Origin of the sequence: Staphylococcus sp. FSL W8-1207 (assembly GCF_038003745.1) — a bacterium.
Classification (GTDB): domain Bacteria; phylum Bacillota; class Bacilli; order Staphylococcales; family Staphylococcaceae; genus Staphylococcus; species Staphylococcus equorum.
Window position 1 is genome coordinate 359,715 of record NZ_JBBOPU010000003.1, and the last position, 18,738, is coordinate 378,452.

General features: G+C 32.0%; 20 protein-coding genes and 1 pseudogene. All 21 read right to left on the reverse strand.

From position 1 onward, the window contains the following. Nucleotides 1-18: 18 nt before the first annotated feature. A complete protein-coding gene (gene galU / locus NSR03_RS13580; RefSeq protein WP_305143910.1) occupies nt 19-882 on the reverse strand; it encodes a UTP--glucose-1-phosphate uridylyltransferase GalU in 864 nt (287 codons plus the stop codon). Nucleotides 883-1,178: 296 nt separating this feature from the next. Then, nucleotides 1,179-1,562: a hypothetical protein gene (locus NSR03_RS13585; protein WP_256092607.1), complete on the reverse strand. Its 384-nt coding sequence runs from the start codon at nt 1,560-1,562 to the stop codon at nt 1,179-1,181. After that, nucleotides 1,559-1,723, reverse strand: coding sequence for a pilus assembly FimT family protein (locus tag NSR03_RS13590; RefSeq protein WP_176721768.1), 165 nt, complete (start codon nt 1,721-1,723; stop codon nt 1,559-1,561). The genes NSR03_RS13585 and NSR03_RS13590 overlap by 4 nt, the downstream gene beginning before the upstream one ends. 19 nt (nt 1,724-1,742) lie before the next feature. Then, nucleotides 1,743-2,306 carry a hypothetical protein gene (locus NSR03_RS13595; RefSeq protein WP_069820767.1) on the reverse strand — a complete coding sequence of 188 codons (564 nt, stop codon included), beginning with the start codon at nt 2,304-2,306 and terminating at the stop codon, nt 1,743-1,745. Nucleotides 2,307-2,405: 99 nt separating this feature from the next. Further along, nucleotides 2,406-2,519 (reverse strand): annotated as a pseudogene (locus NSR03_RS14505) (DUF1643 domain-containing protein); the annotation flags it as partial. 69 nt (nt 2,520-2,588) lie between these two features. Continuing rightward, nucleotides 2,589-2,684: an SAUGI family uracil-DNA glycosylase inhibitor gene (locus NSR03_RS14510; protein ID WP_158256177.1), complete on the reverse strand. Its 96-nt coding sequence runs from the start codon at nt 2,682-2,684 to the stop codon at nt 2,589-2,591. Between the two features lie 85 nt (nt 2,685-2,769). Further along, on the reverse strand, nt 2,770-3,135 hold the full coding sequence (locus tag NSR03_RS13600) for a DUF4870 domain-containing protein (RefSeq protein ID WP_069820766.1): 366 nt from the start codon (nt 3,133-3,135) through the stop codon (nt 2,770-2,772). Nucleotides 3,136-3,251: 116 nt separating this feature from the next. Next, nucleotides 3,252-3,758: a DUF1643 domain-containing protein gene (locus tag NSR03_RS13605; RefSeq protein ID WP_069820765.1), complete on the reverse strand. Its 507-nt coding sequence runs from the start codon at nt 3,756-3,758 to the stop codon at nt 3,252-3,254. Between the two features lie 15 nt (nt 3,759-3,773). Beyond that, complete coding sequence (locus NSR03_RS13610) at nt 3,774-4,085, reverse strand: DUF960 family protein (protein ID WP_053041967.1); 312 nt, start codon at nt 4,083-4,085, stop codon at nt 3,774-3,776. Nucleotides 4,086-4,180: 95 nt separating this feature from the next. After that, complete coding sequence (locus NSR03_RS13615) at nt 4,181-4,519, reverse strand: SAUGI family uracil-DNA glycosylase inhibitor (RefSeq protein WP_065865891.1); 339 nt, start codon at nt 4,517-4,519, stop codon at nt 4,181-4,183. A 105-nt stretch (nt 4,520-4,624) separates the two neighbouring features. Further along, nucleotides 4,625-6,301, reverse strand: coding sequence for a cassette chromosome recombinase CcrC (gene ccrC / locus NSR03_RS13620; protein ID WP_069820764.1), 1,677 nt, complete (start codon nt 6,299-6,301; stop codon nt 4,625-4,627). A gap of 225 nt (nt 6,302-6,526) precedes the next feature. Beyond that, a complete protein-coding gene (locus tag NSR03_RS13625; protein ID WP_069820763.1) occupies nt 6,527-8,143 on the reverse strand; it encodes a DUF5906 domain-containing protein in 1,617 nt (538 codons plus the stop codon). Then, the gene (locus NSR03_RS13630; RefSeq protein ID WP_069820762.1) at nt 8,143-8,511 is read right to left on the reverse strand and encodes a hypothetical protein; all 369 of its coding nucleotides are present in this window, start codon (nt 8,509-8,511) and stop codon (nt 8,143-8,145) included. Before NSR03_RS13630 ends, NSR03_RS13625 begins: the two co-directional genes overlap by 1 nt. Then, on the reverse strand, nt 8,504-9,604 hold the full coding sequence (locus tag NSR03_RS13635; RefSeq protein WP_069820761.1) for a DNA polymerase: 1,101 nt from the start codon (nt 9,602-9,604) through the stop codon (nt 8,504-8,506). The genes NSR03_RS13630 and NSR03_RS13635 overlap by 8 nt, the downstream gene beginning before the upstream one ends. 227 nt (nt 9,605-9,831) lie before the next feature. Further along, complete coding sequence (locus tag NSR03_RS13640; protein WP_069820760.1) at nt 9,832-11,307, reverse strand: DUF6038 family protein; 1,476 nt, start codon at nt 11,305-11,307, stop codon at nt 9,832-9,834. A gap of 41 nt (nt 11,308-11,348) precedes the next feature. Then, entirely contained in the window at nt 11,349-13,088 is a 1,740-nt protein-coding gene (locus tag NSR03_RS13645; protein ID WP_069820759.1) for a hypothetical protein, read from the reverse strand. A gap of 45 nt (nt 13,089-13,133) precedes the next feature. Beyond that, the gene (gene rlmH / locus NSR03_RS13650) at nt 13,134-13,613 is read right to left on the reverse strand and encodes a 23S rRNA (pseudouridine(1915)-N(3))-methyltransferase RlmH (RefSeq protein ID WP_002511857.1); all 480 of its coding nucleotides are present in this window, start codon (nt 13,611-13,613) and stop codon (nt 13,134-13,136) included. A gap of 601 nt (nt 13,614-14,214) precedes the next feature. Next, the gene (locus NSR03_RS13655; protein WP_141714483.1) at nt 14,215-15,015 is read right to left on the reverse strand and encodes an MBL fold metallo-hydrolase; all 801 of its coding nucleotides are present in this window, start codon (nt 15,013-15,015) and stop codon (nt 14,215-14,217) included. A 511-nt stretch (nt 15,016-15,526) separates the two neighbouring features. Then, on the reverse strand, nt 15,527-16,327 hold the full coding sequence (locus NSR03_RS13660) for a two-component system regulatory protein YycI (protein WP_069820757.1): 801 nt from the start codon (nt 16,325-16,327) through the stop codon (nt 15,527-15,529). Continuing rightward, nucleotides 16,328-17,668, reverse strand: coding sequence for a YycH family regulatory protein (locus NSR03_RS13665; protein ID WP_002511858.1), 1,341 nt, complete (start codon nt 17,666-17,668; stop codon nt 16,328-16,330). Continuing rightward, nucleotides 17,658-18,738, reverse strand: a 1,081-nt coding sequence (locus NSR03_RS13670) for an ATP-binding protein (protein ID WP_340719245.1), incomplete at its 5' end; no start/stop codon positions are given. The genes NSR03_RS13670 and NSR03_RS13665, both read right to left, overlap by 11 nt.

Here is an 18,738-nt window from a genome sequence, read left to right on the forward strand (position 1 = left end):
CTTTTTGTATTTACTTATTTATTTATTTATAAATTTAATAAATTCTGTAATTTCTTTTTTCATATAATTATCTTTTAAAGCAAATTGTATTGTAGTTTTTACAAATCCTATTTTTTCTCCTACATCATAACGTTCCCCCTCGAAATCATATGCATAGACAGAATCATTAGAATTTAAATGTTCAATTGCATCTGTTAACTGTATCTCGCCACCTGCGCCTATTTCTTGTCGACCTAAATAATCAAATATTTGCGGTGTCAGTACATAACGTCCCATTATTGCTAAATTTGAAGGCGCTGTACCAATTTCTGGTTTTTCTACAAATTTATTTACACTAAACAACTCATTGTACGATTCTTTAGGATCAACAATACCGTATCTATGTGTTTCATTTTCATTTACTTGTTGTACTCCTATAATTGATTTACCTGTCGTTTCATACTGATTGATCAATTGTTTTATCGCTGGAGTATCTGCTTGTACAATGTCATCTCCTAATAAAACAGCAAATGGTTCATTTCCTATAAATTGTCTAGCAGTCCATATAGCATGACCTAAACCTTTTTGTTCTTTTTGTCTTACATAAAACATATTTGCTAGGTTGCTTGAGTATTTTACTGATTGAAGTAAATCAGACTTACCTTTTTCTTCCAGAGTCATTTCCAATTCTTTTTGATTGTCAAAATGATCTTCGATTGCTCTTTTATGCTTACCTGTAACTATAATAATATCTTCAATTCCCGCTTCTACTGCTTCTTCTACTATATATTGGATAGTAGGCTTATCTAAAATAGGTAACATTTCTTTAGGCATCGCCTTAGTTGCTGGTAAAAATCTTGTACCTAGCCCCGCCGCTGGTATTATTGCCTTTTTAATTTTCATAATTTATTTCCTCCCTTTAATGTTTCAAATCACTGATAAAAATTCCCATACTTTTATCAATAGATTTTAGAATAATAATAAATAAAGCATTCTTAAATAGCGTGTCAGTATAAAATCACAGTTATTTTAGTATAACAAAATTTAATCGAAAAAACATAGAGATATTTAATACATTTTAAATATGTTTTAATAATAAAATAATATAAAGGTGTATGCTATATGCGTTACTCCTTTATATTATCCAATAAATCTCATTTTTAGTTATAATGCATTTCTTTATATTTTTTACATCACCTTTAGTTTAATGTAACTTTTTGTTCTTCAATTTTTTCATTCATCAAGCCGTCCCAAATTTGAACTGTCCCATCTTGCTCTACAATAAAAGTATATGACCCGTGTCCACTTTTATTATTTGCTGCTATTCTCCATACACCATCACCTTGTGCTGAAAATTCTGGTTGTTGAAATTTGATTAGGGAAGCGTCTCCACCCTCAGTTTGATTAACACCTGCTATGACATAATCAAATACATTATCTCTATTAACTTTTAAATTAGAAAATTCATTTTTTTGTGTTGTTCTTTCTGAACTACCTTCATGAACTTTAACAATTTCACTACCATCATTAGGTTGTTCTTGAGTAACATTTTGAGTTTCACTTGAATTATTTTCATTACTCATTTCTTCTGTAGCATTTTGTGAATTACTACTATTTTTTGTTTTGCCTGTAATTCATTCTTTTCTAACTCTACTTCTTGATACTTGTTGTATCCAAAAAATCCAACAGCTGCTAATGTACCTAAAATAGCAATTATTGTTATTGTACTTAATAATTTTTTCATAATCTATTCATCCTTAAATTTAGTAATTGCCGCCTTGACCGTTTTCACGTGCCTCTACTTGCCCTCTTAAATATTCTCTATACGCTGGATCTTTTGATAATTCATCAACTGCTTCAGCATCTTGACTTGGCATCCCTTCTTTATAAGCATCAAGAAATTCATCGTCTGACATATTTTTAGCATCTTCTGCTGTATATTTAGGTTGAGTATTTTCTTCATTGTTATTTGTTGGTTGGACATTTTCTGGTTCAGGAGTCACTTCGTTTTTTGAGATTGTTCCATTATCATTTGAGTCATTATTTACATTAGTATTTGTTTGTTCTGACTCATTTTGACCTTCATTAGTGGTATCAATATTCTTTTGCTGTTGTTCTGTATCCATATCAGCATCGTTTTTAGGCTGTTCTTGTAATTGCTTTTCATCGTTATTCTTTTGCTTTTTAGAAGGTTCTTTCTTTTCAGCTACTTTAGCTTCTTCTTTTTTAAGCTCTAAATCTTTATAACTTCCATATGCAAATACTACTGCAACTCCCAAAACTGTGATAAGCACAATGGCGCCTATACTAGCTAAAATTTTCTTCAAATTCCTAACCCCATTCTACATTCAATTTATATTGCCACGCTTTTCTACTGTTATTTTTAAAAAATAGTTTGAATTATTAATTAATTTTATTTATATGCTCATTTGCTTCACTTTTTTCTTATGCGGTTTCAGTATTTCCAAAAATTCATTGACCTTCGATTCTATAGAAGCTTTTTTTAGCGTATGCACCTCACTCCAAGCTATAACTTCATCAAGTGTGATAACTGTGTTATGGAGATAGAGAAAACCCTATGTCATAATCTTCACCGATATAGGCGATATCTACGAGTTTTTTTGATAATAGATGATGAAAGGATAGATGCTTCTTTGATAGAGTGTTTCAGAATAGTAGGTAAATGAAAATAGAGCATCCTTCATCGTAAAATGAAGGATGCTCTGTTTTAATGTCTGTCTATATTATTTTAATAAGTTGTAACGCTTTGTTCCATATTTAATATCCTTATTACTTAATAATTTCAATTGTAAAAGGTACAACAAAATCTTCACCCTTATTAACTGTGACAATACCAATAATCGCATAGACAAATCCTGCGATTGATAAAATAAACAGCGGGATGTAGCCAATTAGAACAATGGTTAGTATCCAAGATACAATGATGTACGAAGTATAGCTTATTGCAAAGTTTAAGTAATTCTTACCTTGTCTGTTTATATATTCAGATTCGTCTTTTTTCATAATCCATATGATTAATGGCCCAATAAATCCTGTGAATATATTTAATATCCATATTAACATGGCCATTGTCTTATCGCTTTGACTCACATTCGGAAAGGCATTTGGGTTTTTAGACTGATTTTGAAAGTTCATTTTTAGCTCCTTAATTTTTATATATAGAATTGGATTACTATATAATTATTCAAATTGATTTTGTAATATTTGTATACTGTTTTTTAAATTAAGATAAATAATATTTTTGTAACTTGTTAAGCTTTCACTACCCATTTTTGACGTGCTTTAGGATTTAGTGGATGTATAATTTCGTTTGTTGCTGGATTAATAAGTTGCTTTACTTTCTTCTTATGAGGTTTCAACATTTCCAACACTTCATTGACTCTAGACTCAACAGAAGCTTTTTTAGCGTAAGCACCCCAAGCTAATATAACTTCATCAGATTCTTTCACCGCTTTCATAATTTGAATGTCTGTATGCTTGTCATGGCTATTTTCTAAATGCTTTATATTTATTGGTGTCGTAATATTGGAGTATAAATTCACAAAATGGATTGAACCAAATTCATCCATTTCTACAACTTTGTTCATAATTAGTTGAGTCGTTAAATCTAATTTTTTCGTTCCTTCAAAATTTGGATAACAAGTTATAACTGAAATTATCTTTTTATCATTGTCCCATGTTTTTTTGAGTAAGTAACGATGTTGATTATCGTCACTAAATATTGCTTCAGTTTCTAATGTACATTGTATATTCTGCATGATTGATGCCTCCTATTAATATTCTTCGGGTAGTAACATGACGTAATAAGAAAGGTCTACATCATCTTCTCGGATAATATAGACCTTATTTATATTGATAGCTTTTGAATAATTAGCTTTATGTGTTTTGATGTACTCAGGACGTTCTTGTTTGTGTTTGATACATAATTGATCATTATGCATGTTGAACTGGAAGATATGAAAGTAATCTATTGCTTCTAGTTCCTTGGACTGTTCGTTTTCACGTTGTGCTACTAGTTTCCATAATTGTTGTTGTAAGATGATAGGTAAGTTATTGTCAATACCTCGAGTAATATATCTATTCATAAGAGACTTCCTTTCGTTCTGATTCTTTCATCCAAATAATAACTTCACTAAGAATTGTGATGACTAATTGTGTAATTTTGATATATTTATGCATATTATTGTCCTCCTGTTAGTAAGTATCGTTGATCCAAAAGGGGCATGACTGTGTTGTGTAGATATAAGAAATCCATATCGTGATTTTCATCGATAAAGCCGATAGCTATGAGTTGTTTCTGATAATAGAGAATGAACGGATAGATATTGCTTTTGTGAAGTGTATCAGAGTAGTAGGTATAGGTTTGAAGTATTTTATTACTGAGTGGCCCAAGCCTTACATATTGGTCAGGTAGGATATCATCAGCGATTTCCTCGATAGATTCACATTCCCACTTTTCATTCTTTGGTAGGTTGAATAGATTGGTTATATAGTGTTTGAGTTGTAGTTCTAATGTCATTGTTATGACCTCCTAATGTATTTGGTTGATGTATACATGTGATACATCATTTAGATAATATATATTTGATTTTTATTTCATTTCTCTCACTTTTGTCACTAAGAACTAAGTGGTAAAAGTGGTAATTTGGTCGATGAAATAATTGTTTCGACCGTCTATTTCGAATTGGAATTTAGGCATAAAAAAAGACCCCCAATCTTTTTTCAAAGATTGAGGGATAAGACTTTCATCAATTTTATACCTTACAAGTTTTACTTGTTTATCTGTCGTAATTTCAATTGAATCAATCAACATCTTCATAAGTTGATTTTTTGCTTCTGGTGTAGCTTCCCTTAAGTAGACACTAAATCGGCTAATCATCATGGTTAAACGGCTTTTCAGTTTATCAAAATTTTGTACTTCAGCTTGTGATTCAGTAGCTTGTTGCGCTTCTTTAATTTGCTTATCTAGCATCTTTAGTTGTCCATTCATCTGACTTTGTTTTGCTTTTAACATTTCGCTATCCATTTGATCATCTAAGAACAATTCTAACAATCGTTCTTGTTGTGTTTTAAGCTTAGCTTTTTGTTTTTCTAAACTATCAATGTCATATTTAATTTCTGTTTGGTTACTATGCTTTTGTTTCAGTTCTTCTATCACATTTGACGCAATCTGCTTAATAACATCAGGTTGTGAAAGAATACGATTCAAATGAACATTGATTACGCGTTCGACGACTTCCGCATTGATGGCATTACTGTGACATGCAGAACTCCCTGAACGATTGAATAAGGAACAAATGTAATAACGCTTGATTGTCCGTTCTTTTGACTTTTTGGTTTTATAATAAGTCCGTCGACATACCATATTATTACCGCATTCTGGACATTTAATAAGGCTACGAAGGTAAAAATCTCCACCAATAGGTCTGCCTGGTTTAAAACTTTTAGATGCTAATTTCTCATGAACTTGATCAAATACTTCTTCACTTATAATGGCTTCATGTTTTCCTTTGACCAATATCACATCATTTTTATCACTTTTGCCACTTCTTCGCTGTACAGCCCAGTTTTGATGGTTATTGAATCTGACATAACCTTTATAGACTGGATTATTCAAAATGTATTTAACACCATACACTGAAAATGGCTTTTGATTAATAGTACGATACCCCTTTTGATTAAGTACGGTTGTAATTGCCTTAAGTCCTTTATTATGATTTAAGTACAAATCGAAAATTTCACGTACAATATTAGCTTCATTTTCATCGATAACCAAATCATTTTTCTGTGTAAGTGGGTTAAGTGATAACCTATATCCCTGCAACCTGCCTGTGATAGCCTCTCCACTGCGCGCTTTAGCATTCATAGAAAGTTTCACATTGGAAATCAAAGTCTGGCGTTCTATAGATCCTATTAACCCAAACATTGTAACTAAAACTTCACCAGATGCATTGGATGTATCAATATTCTCAGAAATCGATTTATACCCTACGCCATGCTCTTTGAATTCATGGATAATATTAAACACGTCTCTCATTGAGCGAGAAATACGATTTAATTTCCAACTTAATACCATTTCGATTTTATTATCCTTAACATCTTGTAATAGACGTTTCATTGCTGGTCGACCTTCAATATTTTTACCTGATATACCAGAATCGATATAAGTTTCATAGTCATAACCCGGGAAATTTTTCACAACTTCTTTGATGAGTACTTGTTCCTGCTCCTTTACAGAATAACCATGTTCTGACTGCTCAGACGTACTAACGCGTGAATAAAGTGCAATTTTACCACTCATAACACACCACTCCTTTTATTAGAATATTGCTACAGACCATCGGTCTTGTAACATCATATGGATAATATATATTTATAATTTCGTTTCATTTTTTATCACTTTTACCACTTAATTATATGAGTACTACAGGCAGTTGCCTGTAGTACGTAATTAGATTACTTACCTTGATTGATACGTTCTTCTATGATAGGCACAAGCACTTCTACAAATGCTTCAATTTGTTCATTATTCATCGTCAAAGTCCTCCCAACCTAAGTTCAAATCATCTTCGTATAAAAACTCATCATCTGTTACATTCTCATTTTTATCGAATGAAATCATGTCATCTTTTTTATCGGCTTCTTTCCAACCTAAATCAATCCAATAATCGTAGCCATTGTATAGTTTGGTTTGAGTATCAAAGTTTGCTTGAATTAACTGTTTAATAACCTGAGAACTCACCTTTATTTCTTCATTAATAACTTTATTTAACTCGGATACTTTGATTCGTGATCCTGGTTTGATTTCTATAAGTTTTCTGAGTAAATTAATACACGCTTTCTGATTTGCAATACTTGCTGATTTACTAGAAACAAATTCATATCCAAAATTTAACCAATCATGAGAAATTTCAGTAACACGATCATTTTGGAGGTACTCGATATCATTTTTTACAATTTGCTTATACACATACATCAAGTAAAGAAAGATTTCTTTCTTTTCATCCTGTAACTTTTCAATTAAGTCAGGGTCAGCTTTTTCAACATAATATTCACATGGAATAACAGCAATTCTACGCTCTAATGCTTTTGCATGTGATGATGGAAAATTGAGTACAGCATTCGTATTAAAAATGAGTTTTAAATCTAACGTAACTTCTACTTGCGTTCTTCCTTTACGGTCAGCATGAATTGGTTCAACAGATAGTAATTTTTTGAAATCATTCACAGTTGCTTCATCAACATTAGCTTTCCCCACTTCATCACTTGCCATAATTCGTTTACCAATTAGGCTTTCCTTATCGAAACGCCCGCCAAGTTCATTAAGTGTTTTAGATACGATATCATTACTATAAAAGAATGACTTAACTAATTTGATATAGACCGATTTCCCATTTTTTGCAGTTCCATACAAAACAAGTCCACGACGTAGTTTAGTATCTGCAGTGAGTAACACCGCTGTATGTTGGAAAAGAAAGTATTGTAAATCAGAATCGAAATTAGCAAGTTCTAGCATATATTCATTAAAATACGGTGGTATCTTGTCAGTGATGACATCACTTTTATCTACTGCCAAATTCAAGCGTGTTTTTGGGAAAATTTCTATGCAATTTCCCACTACTTCAAATGTATTAAGATTGAACATGGTTCTACCACAACCAATGTATTGTTTATTCTCAACAAGTTCTTCTACATCTGTTGATTTTTGTAAGCCATTCACTATATTTGTCAGAGTACTTAGTGAAGGTTTATAATCTACCAACAACACTTGTATCATTTTAGATATCAACCCTTGCAATTCATCTTCATTTACCTTTTGCCAACCTATATCTTTGAAAATAAACAACTCTGAATCAAAACGCTTGATATGAAAAATACTTATCATCATTTCCACTAATATTGTGTCATTTGGCTTTTTTTGAATGCCAAAATAACTGTATATGTTAGGTCTATAGTCGACATCTTTAGGAATGTTAAGCTGTAGCTTATCGATAAGCTCGTTATACACCGTTATAGCTTGTTCAGAATTATCCATTTCATCATTTCCAATACTACTTGTTAGGATAGCAATCAGACCTTGACGGTCGATTGCCTCCTTAGCTTCACTCAATAGTTTCATTAACATTTGTAATATATGGTTCATTATAATAATCCTCCATCTTCATTTAATGATGCTACATCTTGTACATAGTAATTACCGTTAAAGCAACCTACATGGATTAAATGCTTTCTATCAATGTAAGGGTCATAATTCTCATGAGTGGAGCTATAATTACTGTGACGTTTAAGCCAATCATTGATTGACAACTGCTTAGCTGTCTTTTGTGTTGAGATATTACGATTCACATATACGATCTGATTATTCACTTCAATTTCATATGTGAATTGATGTTTCACATCACCTGAGAAATTTGTTTCTCTCACAGAATATAACGTAGCTACATATATATAATTTTCTTTGAGTGGTGTGCTATTTGGTATTTGTAAACTTTGTCCTCTATCATTATTCATGGCCTTCACCTCCCAGTTCTTCCACTGTCACATGTGCAAATTCATCATTGAACAACTGGTTAGCTGTACTTTTCATTAGCTGAGCAACATCACGTGCAGTTACTTCATCATCACATTCAATCATAATCGCATCGTGTATGGGTACAATAATTTTAAACGTTTTTTGTTCGCATTGTGCTCTGTACACTTCCAATAGAATGTGTTTGAAAATATAACTCGCTACAGTTTGTACATAAAATGCCATAATACTGCTACCTTGAAATGCGCTCATATCATGTTCAATGCCGTAGGGCATAGGCATGGTTTTATGCTCTTCGATTTGTTTCTTAAGTTCAATGACTTTTGTAAATTGGCTGACCGCATCCAACCATTGCACTTCACTTACATATTGTTTCAACTTGAATTTAGGGCTATTGAAGTTGCCGCCAAATAGAAACGAACCAATAAATGCACGTTTAACAAGTACTCGTTGCTCATCTTGTAATTCTAATTCACTTAGTAATGCGTCATACAGTCCGTTTTTCTGATTCAAAAAGTCAATCAGTTTTGAATCCTGAGTCATGTAAGCTACAACTGATGGCTCAAATGATTTAAAGTCAACTGTATACGCCTTCTTATATTTTGAAGGTAAAATTGTGCGTTGGACTGCTTTAGGTAAGCCCTGAAGATTAAAATTTTTAGTTGTGATTCGATGTGTTCGTGTACCTATCAACGATAATTGTGTATATAATCGATACGTTCCATTTAATGAATGATCTAATCTATCAAATAACTGTTTGATTTTATCAGAATGTTCATCGTTCTTAGCCTTTTCAAGCATTGTTGATTTTACATTGGGTAATTTATCGATATTAAGCATAATGGGTTCCAATTCAATCTCTTTCTTTAATGCTTCTAAATTATGATGTACTTCCACATATTGGTCTAACTTAGCTTGTTCATCAGCTAAAAGTACATTATATTTTTGATCTAGCAGTTGGCTGAATTGTTGCTGCAATTGTTGAACATCAGTTTGGTTAGATGATTTGTCCATTAACCATTGCTGTGTTTTGTCACTTTGAGTCAATGACATCAGTTTGTCTCTTGTCTCCATATAAATCTGCTCCTTTATAGCAGAAAGTTGCGCGCTAACTTTTGCTTTAATTTTTTATTTGTCTTGGCCTCGACAATGTATAATTTAGCAATATTATCCTAAGATGTAATTGAGTTATTAAAAAATCACCAAAAAAAATAAACCCAACAAACATTGATATAACAAGGTTTGTTGGGTTTATTTTTTTTATTTAAATTTATTCTTATGTTTAACTCTAAAAAACAATCTTAATCTGTTTTAGAATCAAATCTACGACTTTTAATTGCTTTTTTAAAGTCTTCTACGAAAGGTCCTACCATGAAATTATCAAAGCTGTAGCCAGACTCTTCTACCTTTGACAGTGTATTCAATGCCTGGGTTACAAAGTAGCTTCCTTGTTCTGTTATTTCGTTTCTCACTACCATTTGGGCATTTGAATAGTTTAACTTCACTTTATCGTTACTTATATATCTGTCAATTTTAATAATTGCATTATGTACATCTTCAATAGCATATCTTACGTAATCACTATTTATCTTATTAAAATATTTCGGATTAATGCTATATTTCATTAATTCACTTTCTAACCTCTCTAAGTCAAACTTAGCTTGTAAAAAGAAATCTAAATAGCTCGGCTGTTTATTTGCACTCTCTAAATTAGCCTCGATAATTTTTATTTTTTTAATAATATTACTTTGGTTCATTGTATGTAACCTATTTTTATTGTAATATAAAATTCCAAAATTTTGAGAGCTACGTCTTAATGTACTATTGTTCCAAAATTGTTGATTTTTATAAAATTCTGCTACGTCCCACTTTCTATTATTTTTAACCAATTCATGATCAATCAATTTAGATATACTTTTAATGGATTCTTTATGAATATTTTTTCTCAATTTGTTTTTCTTATCTAAACTTTCGATAAAATTACTATCAGCTCTTTGTGAACGTTTTAGCATATCTGCAATTAACCAATCAAGCTCTATATACTCTGTTTCATCATAGTCCCATACATCTTTAATTAAGCTATCTAATGGTATTTGATTTTTCTTGTATAATAGGTGGTTTAATTCGTAATCCTTTTTGGGATACTTACCTTCTTTTATTGCATTTGTGTACTCTTCTAATTCATTATTTTCTTTGATTTGGGTGTTTCTATGTTCTTTTGCCATAAATTGAAAAATCGTTTCATCTATAGATTTTAATACTTCATTTTGTAGCTCAATTCTTTTATGTAAGGACAAAGGTGTCATATATTGGTATAATTCTTGTTCCTTTTTATTAATTGATTCACCAATGCTTAGCCATGCTTTGGTATTTTGATATACATCTTTCATATGTATGTCTGCAATTAATCTTTTGTATTTAATTTCATTGATAGATTTCATTAACTGATAAGTATATTCCATGTAACTAGAGGCATTTATATTTTCAATCATCTCTTTTTTAGATTTTCCGTTTTGTTTAAAAGCTTTGGAATTTATGTCCACTGGGTAATAGTCAACACTTTTGAGTAACACCTTTATTAATTCTTTTGCGACGCCGTTAAATGTATATTGATTATTTATATCTTGGCCTTTGTAATTGTGAAAGTTTTTCATATCAATTTTAAAAAGCTTAGCAATGGTTTCCATTCTTTTATTAAACATATGTGGTGTGAGCTCTAATTCTATGCGAATATCTTCTTTTGAATATAATTCTTTTATAATATTATCCGATAACATTAAAAGAAATCTCCTTTCTTTAATCAATATTTATTTTTTAATTATAATAATTTTTGATACAGATAATAAATTGGATAGTTTTTAAAAACTCCTAGTTCTTCTTCACTTAGATTTTCAAAATATATCATTGCTTCTGTTTTACTGCCAAATATTATACTTAAATGTAGTGAAGCGTCATCACTGCTTATTGATTTTAATTTTGACTTTAACTCTACAAGCAATTTTTCAAGATCACTTTCTAACCTTTCGTCTTTTCTTATTTTTACTTGTGCTAAGTTTATCTTTGTTATAAATGTGCTATCAATATCTTTTATATCAATATTACTTAATATAAATTTTGCAATATTTAAAAAGCCTAGTTCTTTCGTTATATCATATGATTTTATTAACTCTAAACAAAAATTATTGATATAATTCCATTTTTGAATTGAAATATTTGAAAAATCTTCAGTTTTTAAATATTTCTCAATTAATTGAAAATCAAAATTTATTGTATTAATCATAAAACTCGTATTAAAAGAATACATTGCTAACATTGTTTCATTATCAACGACTAATTCTACTCGTTTAAGAAAATTATCAGAGAAGACATTATATATTACATTATTATATTTCCATAAAACAAAATTATTATTACCAAATAAAATTTTGTAGAATTTATCTTTTTTCATATTATATGCATTGAATTCTTTGTTTTTAATAATTTTTATAATTCCAACCATTTCACCGAGTTGTTTTTCAATATTATCATCATTAATGATTGTGCTTTTTTTAATTAGATTATCAGTTTCCACTGTTACTTGCTTAAATTGTGTTAATATACTTATGATCCTATCAACACTTTTATCTAATTTAAACTTATCTAATATAACTTGAACATCTTCAAATATAAATTTTCCTCCATTACTAAGTGACTTGACTAAATTTAAAACCTCTAAATATCTGTCAATATTTTTTATTGGTAATAAAGAGTATTTTGCCTTTTTACTTTCATTGTATTTAGTCAAATAGAAGCTTTCATCTATAATTATTGATGTATATGTTGACGTAACATCAAATCTTATATTACCTTCATATATCACTTTTCCCTCTGAATAAATACTTCCTTTTTGTAATTTAGAAAATTTCTCTGGCCGTAATATCTCATCCGGTACTGTAACTTTAATATCTGAATCATTAATATGAATAAAACTATAAAAGTCATTTAAAGGAAATCCATTTTTATCTGTCACTATATTTTCGGGTGAAGTAATTATCATTTTTTGATTTCTTTTTTTATTAATAGAAAACTCAATAGGGTTAGCTTGCTTCTTGCTTTGTTTTAAATATTGAATACAATTATCATAAAAATCTTTATAAGAAGTAATTTCATACATTTCAATTGTCACTGATTTTGATTTCGATTTTAGTTTATATTTTAGATACATAGGAAGTAATTGACGACCATAAACTTGACTCTCACCATTTTCATTAATCAAAACTACAAAATAGTAGCATCCTCCATCTTTTAAATACATTTCCAAATCTCTTTTATTAACTTTATTTTGTTTAAATAAACTAGGGTGCTTCTTTTTTGCTTTCTTCCCTTTTATTTGAACAGGTATATTACCTAAATAATCATCTTTAGTCTGACTGATTGAATCATAAATTTTTAGATGTCCATCATAACCCGGTTCCTTATCTTCATTAGCAATATAGCTTTTAATTTTAGAAGTATGAAGGCAATAATTTTTAACAGCATCAGTAGCAAAGTTCTCTATCATATAACTATTCATTTCCATCTTAAATCACCTCAAATTATATTTTTTGCAACCTATTTTTTAGTTTTATTTGTGATACGCTTCTCCCCTCATTATCTTAAACGCACGGTAGACTTGCTCGATTAAGATGACGCGCATCATTTGATGTGGAAAAGTCATTTTACTGAATGACAGGGCGTAGTTGCTGCGGTCTAAAACCTCTTTGTGTAGTCCGTTTGATCCGCCAATAATAAATGTAAAGTCGCTTTGACCGCGTGTCATGCGGCTTTCTATTTCTTTGGCTAATCCTTCTGACGTCAGCATGTTTCCTTTAATCTCTAAAGTAATCACTGTGGATTGTGGTTTTACTTTTGCTAGTAGGCGCTGACCTTCTTTCTCTTTAACTTGCTCTATCTCTTTGTCACTCATATTTTCGGGTGCTTTTTCATCAGCTACTTCGATGATTTCTATTTTAGAATAAGCTCCTAATCTCTTCTCATATTCTGCTATAGCTTGTTTCCAGTATTTCTCTTTTAGTTTACCTACTGTGAGTATCGTAATCTTCATAGTTATCCTCCAAAAATTGTGTAGTAGTTGACAGTTATTAGACTTATCCACAAGTTATACACTTATTCACACTATTCCCTCTTATTATAACAGGAATGCATACTATTTTTTAATAATGTTTACGTTTTCTACACAAAAATAAGTGAATAACCTGTTTATTTGTGGATAACTCTGTGTACAATGTGGGTACTTCCCTGTGAATTGTGCACATCTCTGGATAACTATGTATAATTCCGTGGATAAGTACGAGGTTGTCTTACATACTTATTCACAGTGTTTACATTATCTTCATACTATCTTTGCTGAATCCTTACTACATAGTAATTTCATTAATTGTTATAATTATCCGTCAATTGCATATAGCTATTTTCAGTTAAGACCTAGGGTTGTATACCCATATATTCCTTCTTTTATTGAGTAAATTTCCCTATAAAAATCCTCCTATTAAATGTATTCTATCTTATATATATGCTAAAAAAATATAAAAAACCGATACCTGCTATTGAGATATCGGTTCCTTCACTTTATTGTTGACCATGGATTACATTAGCTTGAAGCTAATGCATTAAGAAAATCTAAACTTCAAACAAGTTAAAATATTCTATAGTGTATATATCGGTGTTGCTTTGGCTTTATCAGTATCGCATAGCAATACTTCTTTTTCTGTGTCGATGTCGTGTTCGTTGAGGACTTGTCCAACGCTCATACGTGCCAAGTCTTTCATGTTGTTATCTTGTGATAAGTGAGACAGGTAAATGCGTTTTGTGCTGCCTGTGATGACGCCTGTCATTGCTAAACCTGCATCTTCATTTGAAACATGTCCCATATCACTCAATATACGTTGTTTCGTCTTCCAAGGATAACCGCACATGCGTAACATATCCACATCGTGATTACTTTCGAATATAAAGGCATCACTACCTTGAATCATACCTTTCATGCGGTCTGAAACATAACCTGTATCTGTTAAAATCGTGAATTTCTTATAATTATTATGGAAAATGTAGAATTGTGGATCTATCGCATCATGAGAAACATTAAACGATTCGATATCAAATCCAGCAATTGATTTCGTTTCATATGGATTAAAAATGAATTTCTGATCCATTGGAATCTTACTATCTTTCTTTTCAATGGCTGTCCATGTCTTCTCATTCGCATAAATTGGCAAACCATATTTACGTGCTAACACACCTAGACCTTTAATATGATCAGTATGTTCATGTGTAACTAAGATGCCATTTAAATCTTTAATTTGTTTATCTATTTGTCCAAATAGCTCTTCCATTTTTTTTCCTGTCAAACCTGCGTCGACAAGAATACTACCTTTATCACTTTCCACATAAGTGGCGTTCCCAGTACTGCCACTCGCCAATGCGCTCATACGTATCAAGCGATTCACCCTTTCTAATCTATTGCTTCTATTACTTATGGGGAAGTCTCCGGTTTATGTGCCATCAACATGCCCTCTGTCTAATTATTTATTATAATAAAGTAATTTATCTAAGTTTTTGAGAATATGAAACGAGCTCTTTTCTAAAAATTAGCTTGAGCTATCTTCAAAATTCTAAGTATATGATAGGCTTTTGAACCATTTCATACTTCTTTAATAACTCTCATTAACAGTATTTAATTTTAACATACTTTTAGCTTTCAGCATGTCCAAATTGTTTATTTAAATACTAATCTATCTTTTAAATTACATTAATCACTTTCTAAAAAGTGATTTAATAATTATACGTAACTTGTAAAAATTTTTAGCGAGACGCCTGAGTAAACAACACGAGTCAAAATCTACAGGATAAGGCAGCGCCCGCGGAAAGCGTGCATAAAAAAACTGCCAACAAAGTCAGAGACTTTGTCAACAGCATGAGCACACCTTACTAAAAAGGTGTGCGTAATTCATTCTCAACTTATCCACAGTTATCCACAAGATTATTCTTCAATAATTTTGGACTGTCTGCTACAGCTTCGACATAATATGTTTTAATTTTATCGCCGTGTTTTACTTTGATTTCCCAATTGGCTTCAAGCACTTGAACGTTCGGCTCTTTGACAACAGTATAGTAGCCTAGTCGTGCATTAGTTACTTCATCATTGCGCTTGAGATAACGATTATAGTAAAGGTCTTCGATGGCACTTCGCGCTGTGTTCACTTGCTTTTTATCATTATTCGTACCTTCTGAAGGCTCGATAGATTTCATAGCAGTTTGTTCATAACTTGAAGCTTTGCCATCTTCTACATTAAATTCTAATTTCGCTCTACTATTATTCATAATTGGATAATCATTATATGTCTGTTCAAATGTAACTTTTTCATCATCAATATGGCTCATTTCGTAATCTTCACCTTTATAGACGCTGCCTTTGACATACGATTTAAGGTCGGTGAATTGATCATTACTGATGTTAATTGGGTCACTAATATCACCTTTGGCTAATGCGCCTGAATGCTCGCTGGTGATACTTGGACGTGTCTTCGCATAAGATGAAAAATCATTAGACCTTGCTGTCAGTAATTGCATTTTCAAACCATTCACACTTGGGAGGTTCTCTGGAATTTTAATTTCTTCTTGTTTAAAATTCACTGCATTTTCGTCTTCACTATCGCTAATTTGTGATTTATTCACTTTATCCACGTAGATAATAATCAGGCTAATGTTGACTAGAATAAATACGATAATAAATAATGTTTTTGCGCGTTTCCAGTTCATTTATTCTAGCCCCCCATCGTTGTATGCATGCCATTCGCCTTTATACTCTACATACCATTGTGGTTTGAATTCACTATTACGTTGAATTTCGATGTCGCTACCGTCATCTTTATGTTCCATGTTGTAACCAATCGTCATATTTGTTACTTCTTCAAAGTCGATTTCAGGATTGTTTGCCAGTTCTGAACGTACTGTTTCAGCACCTGGTAAATCTATTTCATCTTCACCGCTGTCTATCGTGACATTAGATTTTAACAATGCACGTGCATAACTGAAGACGCCTTTGTCGCTCCATGAGACTTTAATATTATTCAAGTCGTCATCATTGAAAGTTGGTCGGCCGTTTAGGAACATTTGATATGTCAGTTCGCCGCCTTTATTATCTGTGCTGAACAGTCTGTAATCATCTGTAAAGCCACCATGATTGTTGATGTAATCATAAGTACTTGGAATACTATCTTGCATGTTTGTTGAACGATCCTCATCTTCTGAGAGATTCGTGTAGCGATATTTTTCATTATCTTCACTGTAGTTGGCGACACCGGTGTTATTGTTGTATGTCGCTGTCCCACTTTTCGTGCTACGTACGACTACTGAGTCATTGAAGAGTATAGAATTCATCGTATCGACACTGATGCGATTATAAATCGTGTGATATGATTTCAAACCTTTAGGTGCCTTCGGTGCAAAAATATGTGTAGCCTTATCGATGGTATCTTTATTCGTAATAATCTCTGTATATGGCTTCATACTTTTCTGTTGTTCTTTCATTTGTTTAGCAAATGAACTGATCTTCGCCGTCGTCGTCATACGCACAACATTATGACGATCTTTACTAACAGCATAGAGTTTAACTTTGCCGTCTTGATTGTCATCAATTAATAAACGGTCGAATTTAAAGTTATTCGGTACTTTCGCATCGATGTTCAATGCTTGGCCTAAATAAGTCGCTAGTGGCATGTCATAACTGAAATCCAGTACTAAAAATTCGTCACTTAAATCTGGAATGATCAAATTATGGTTACTATGCATTTGTTCGGCATGTAGTACGCGCTGATTTTTCAAGGGGCTGATGGTCTCTTCGACGTTGCTACGTGTCGCTTCCATACCTTCTGTGTCATCACCATTAGAGTGAATGATTTGATATGGCGCAACAACTTTACTCATACCTTGATCAAGTGGTTTACCTATCGTATTTGCTTTCGCATCTTTATTACTACTATCTTGTTGATCTACGTTCGCTAAGTCTGGCGAGAAGTTCCACGTCATGTATGTCAGCACAACACTCATTAATACTAAAAGGTATAGGATGATGGATTTGATTAACTCTTTACTCCGCATCCCAATCACCATCTTCTAGTACTTCACATGGCAGTGTAATGAAGATTGATGTTCCTTGTCCTTCTACACTGTTTGCCCAAATGCGACCATTATGTGCTTCAACAATTTCTTTGGAAATGGCTAAGCCTAAGCCTGTACCACCCATTTTACGTGTACGTGCTTTATCCACACGGTAGAAACGGTCAAAGATTTTATCCACTTTATTAATTGGAATACCAATGCCATTATCTTTCACACGTATTGTCATACGATTGTATAATGCGTTCTGTTTCACGTGAAACTCTACACGTTTATCGCCGCGAGAATACTTCATCGCATTGGTAATGACATTATCAAATACTTGTGTCATCTTGTCTGGATCGATTTCTGTAAAAATCGTATTATTTGGAATTTCGCGGACGAATGTCGTTTCCTTATCGGACATTTCGTGACGGTTAATAATTTTATTGATAAACATATTAAAGTCTATGATTTCTTTCGTAATTTGATCGGATTCGTTATCCATTTTAGATAATTGTAAGAGATCATTTACAAGTCGAATCATACGTTCTGTTTCTTCACGTGTTACAGATAAGAATTGCGGCGCAAGTTCTTTATCTTCCCAAGCGCCACTTTCTAACGCTTCAATGTAGCTGTTCATAGATGTCAGTGGTGTACGTAATTCATGTGAAACATTTGCTACGAATTCACGACGTTCACGTTCTACTTGTTGCTGTTCTGTAACGTCATGTAGTACGGCAATGTAACCTGTCACAAACCCTGTTTCTTGAACAATTGTACTAAAGTTAACACGTGCAATAATGCCTTCATTTTCATTAATATCTAATAAGAAGCTATCATTATTCTCTTGAATTTCATCTAAAGAGAATTCTTCTTCTAATTTAAGGACATTTAACATGTAGTCCCCAATAATATCTTCTTTTAGTGAGCCCATCATCGTCAATGCCATGTCGTTGACAATACGCACGCGACCACGGCGATCGGTCGCTATAATACCATCACTCATATGAGTGATTACTGAGTCTAAGCGACGTTTCTCACTTTCTGTATTCGCTTGTGCTTCTTGTACA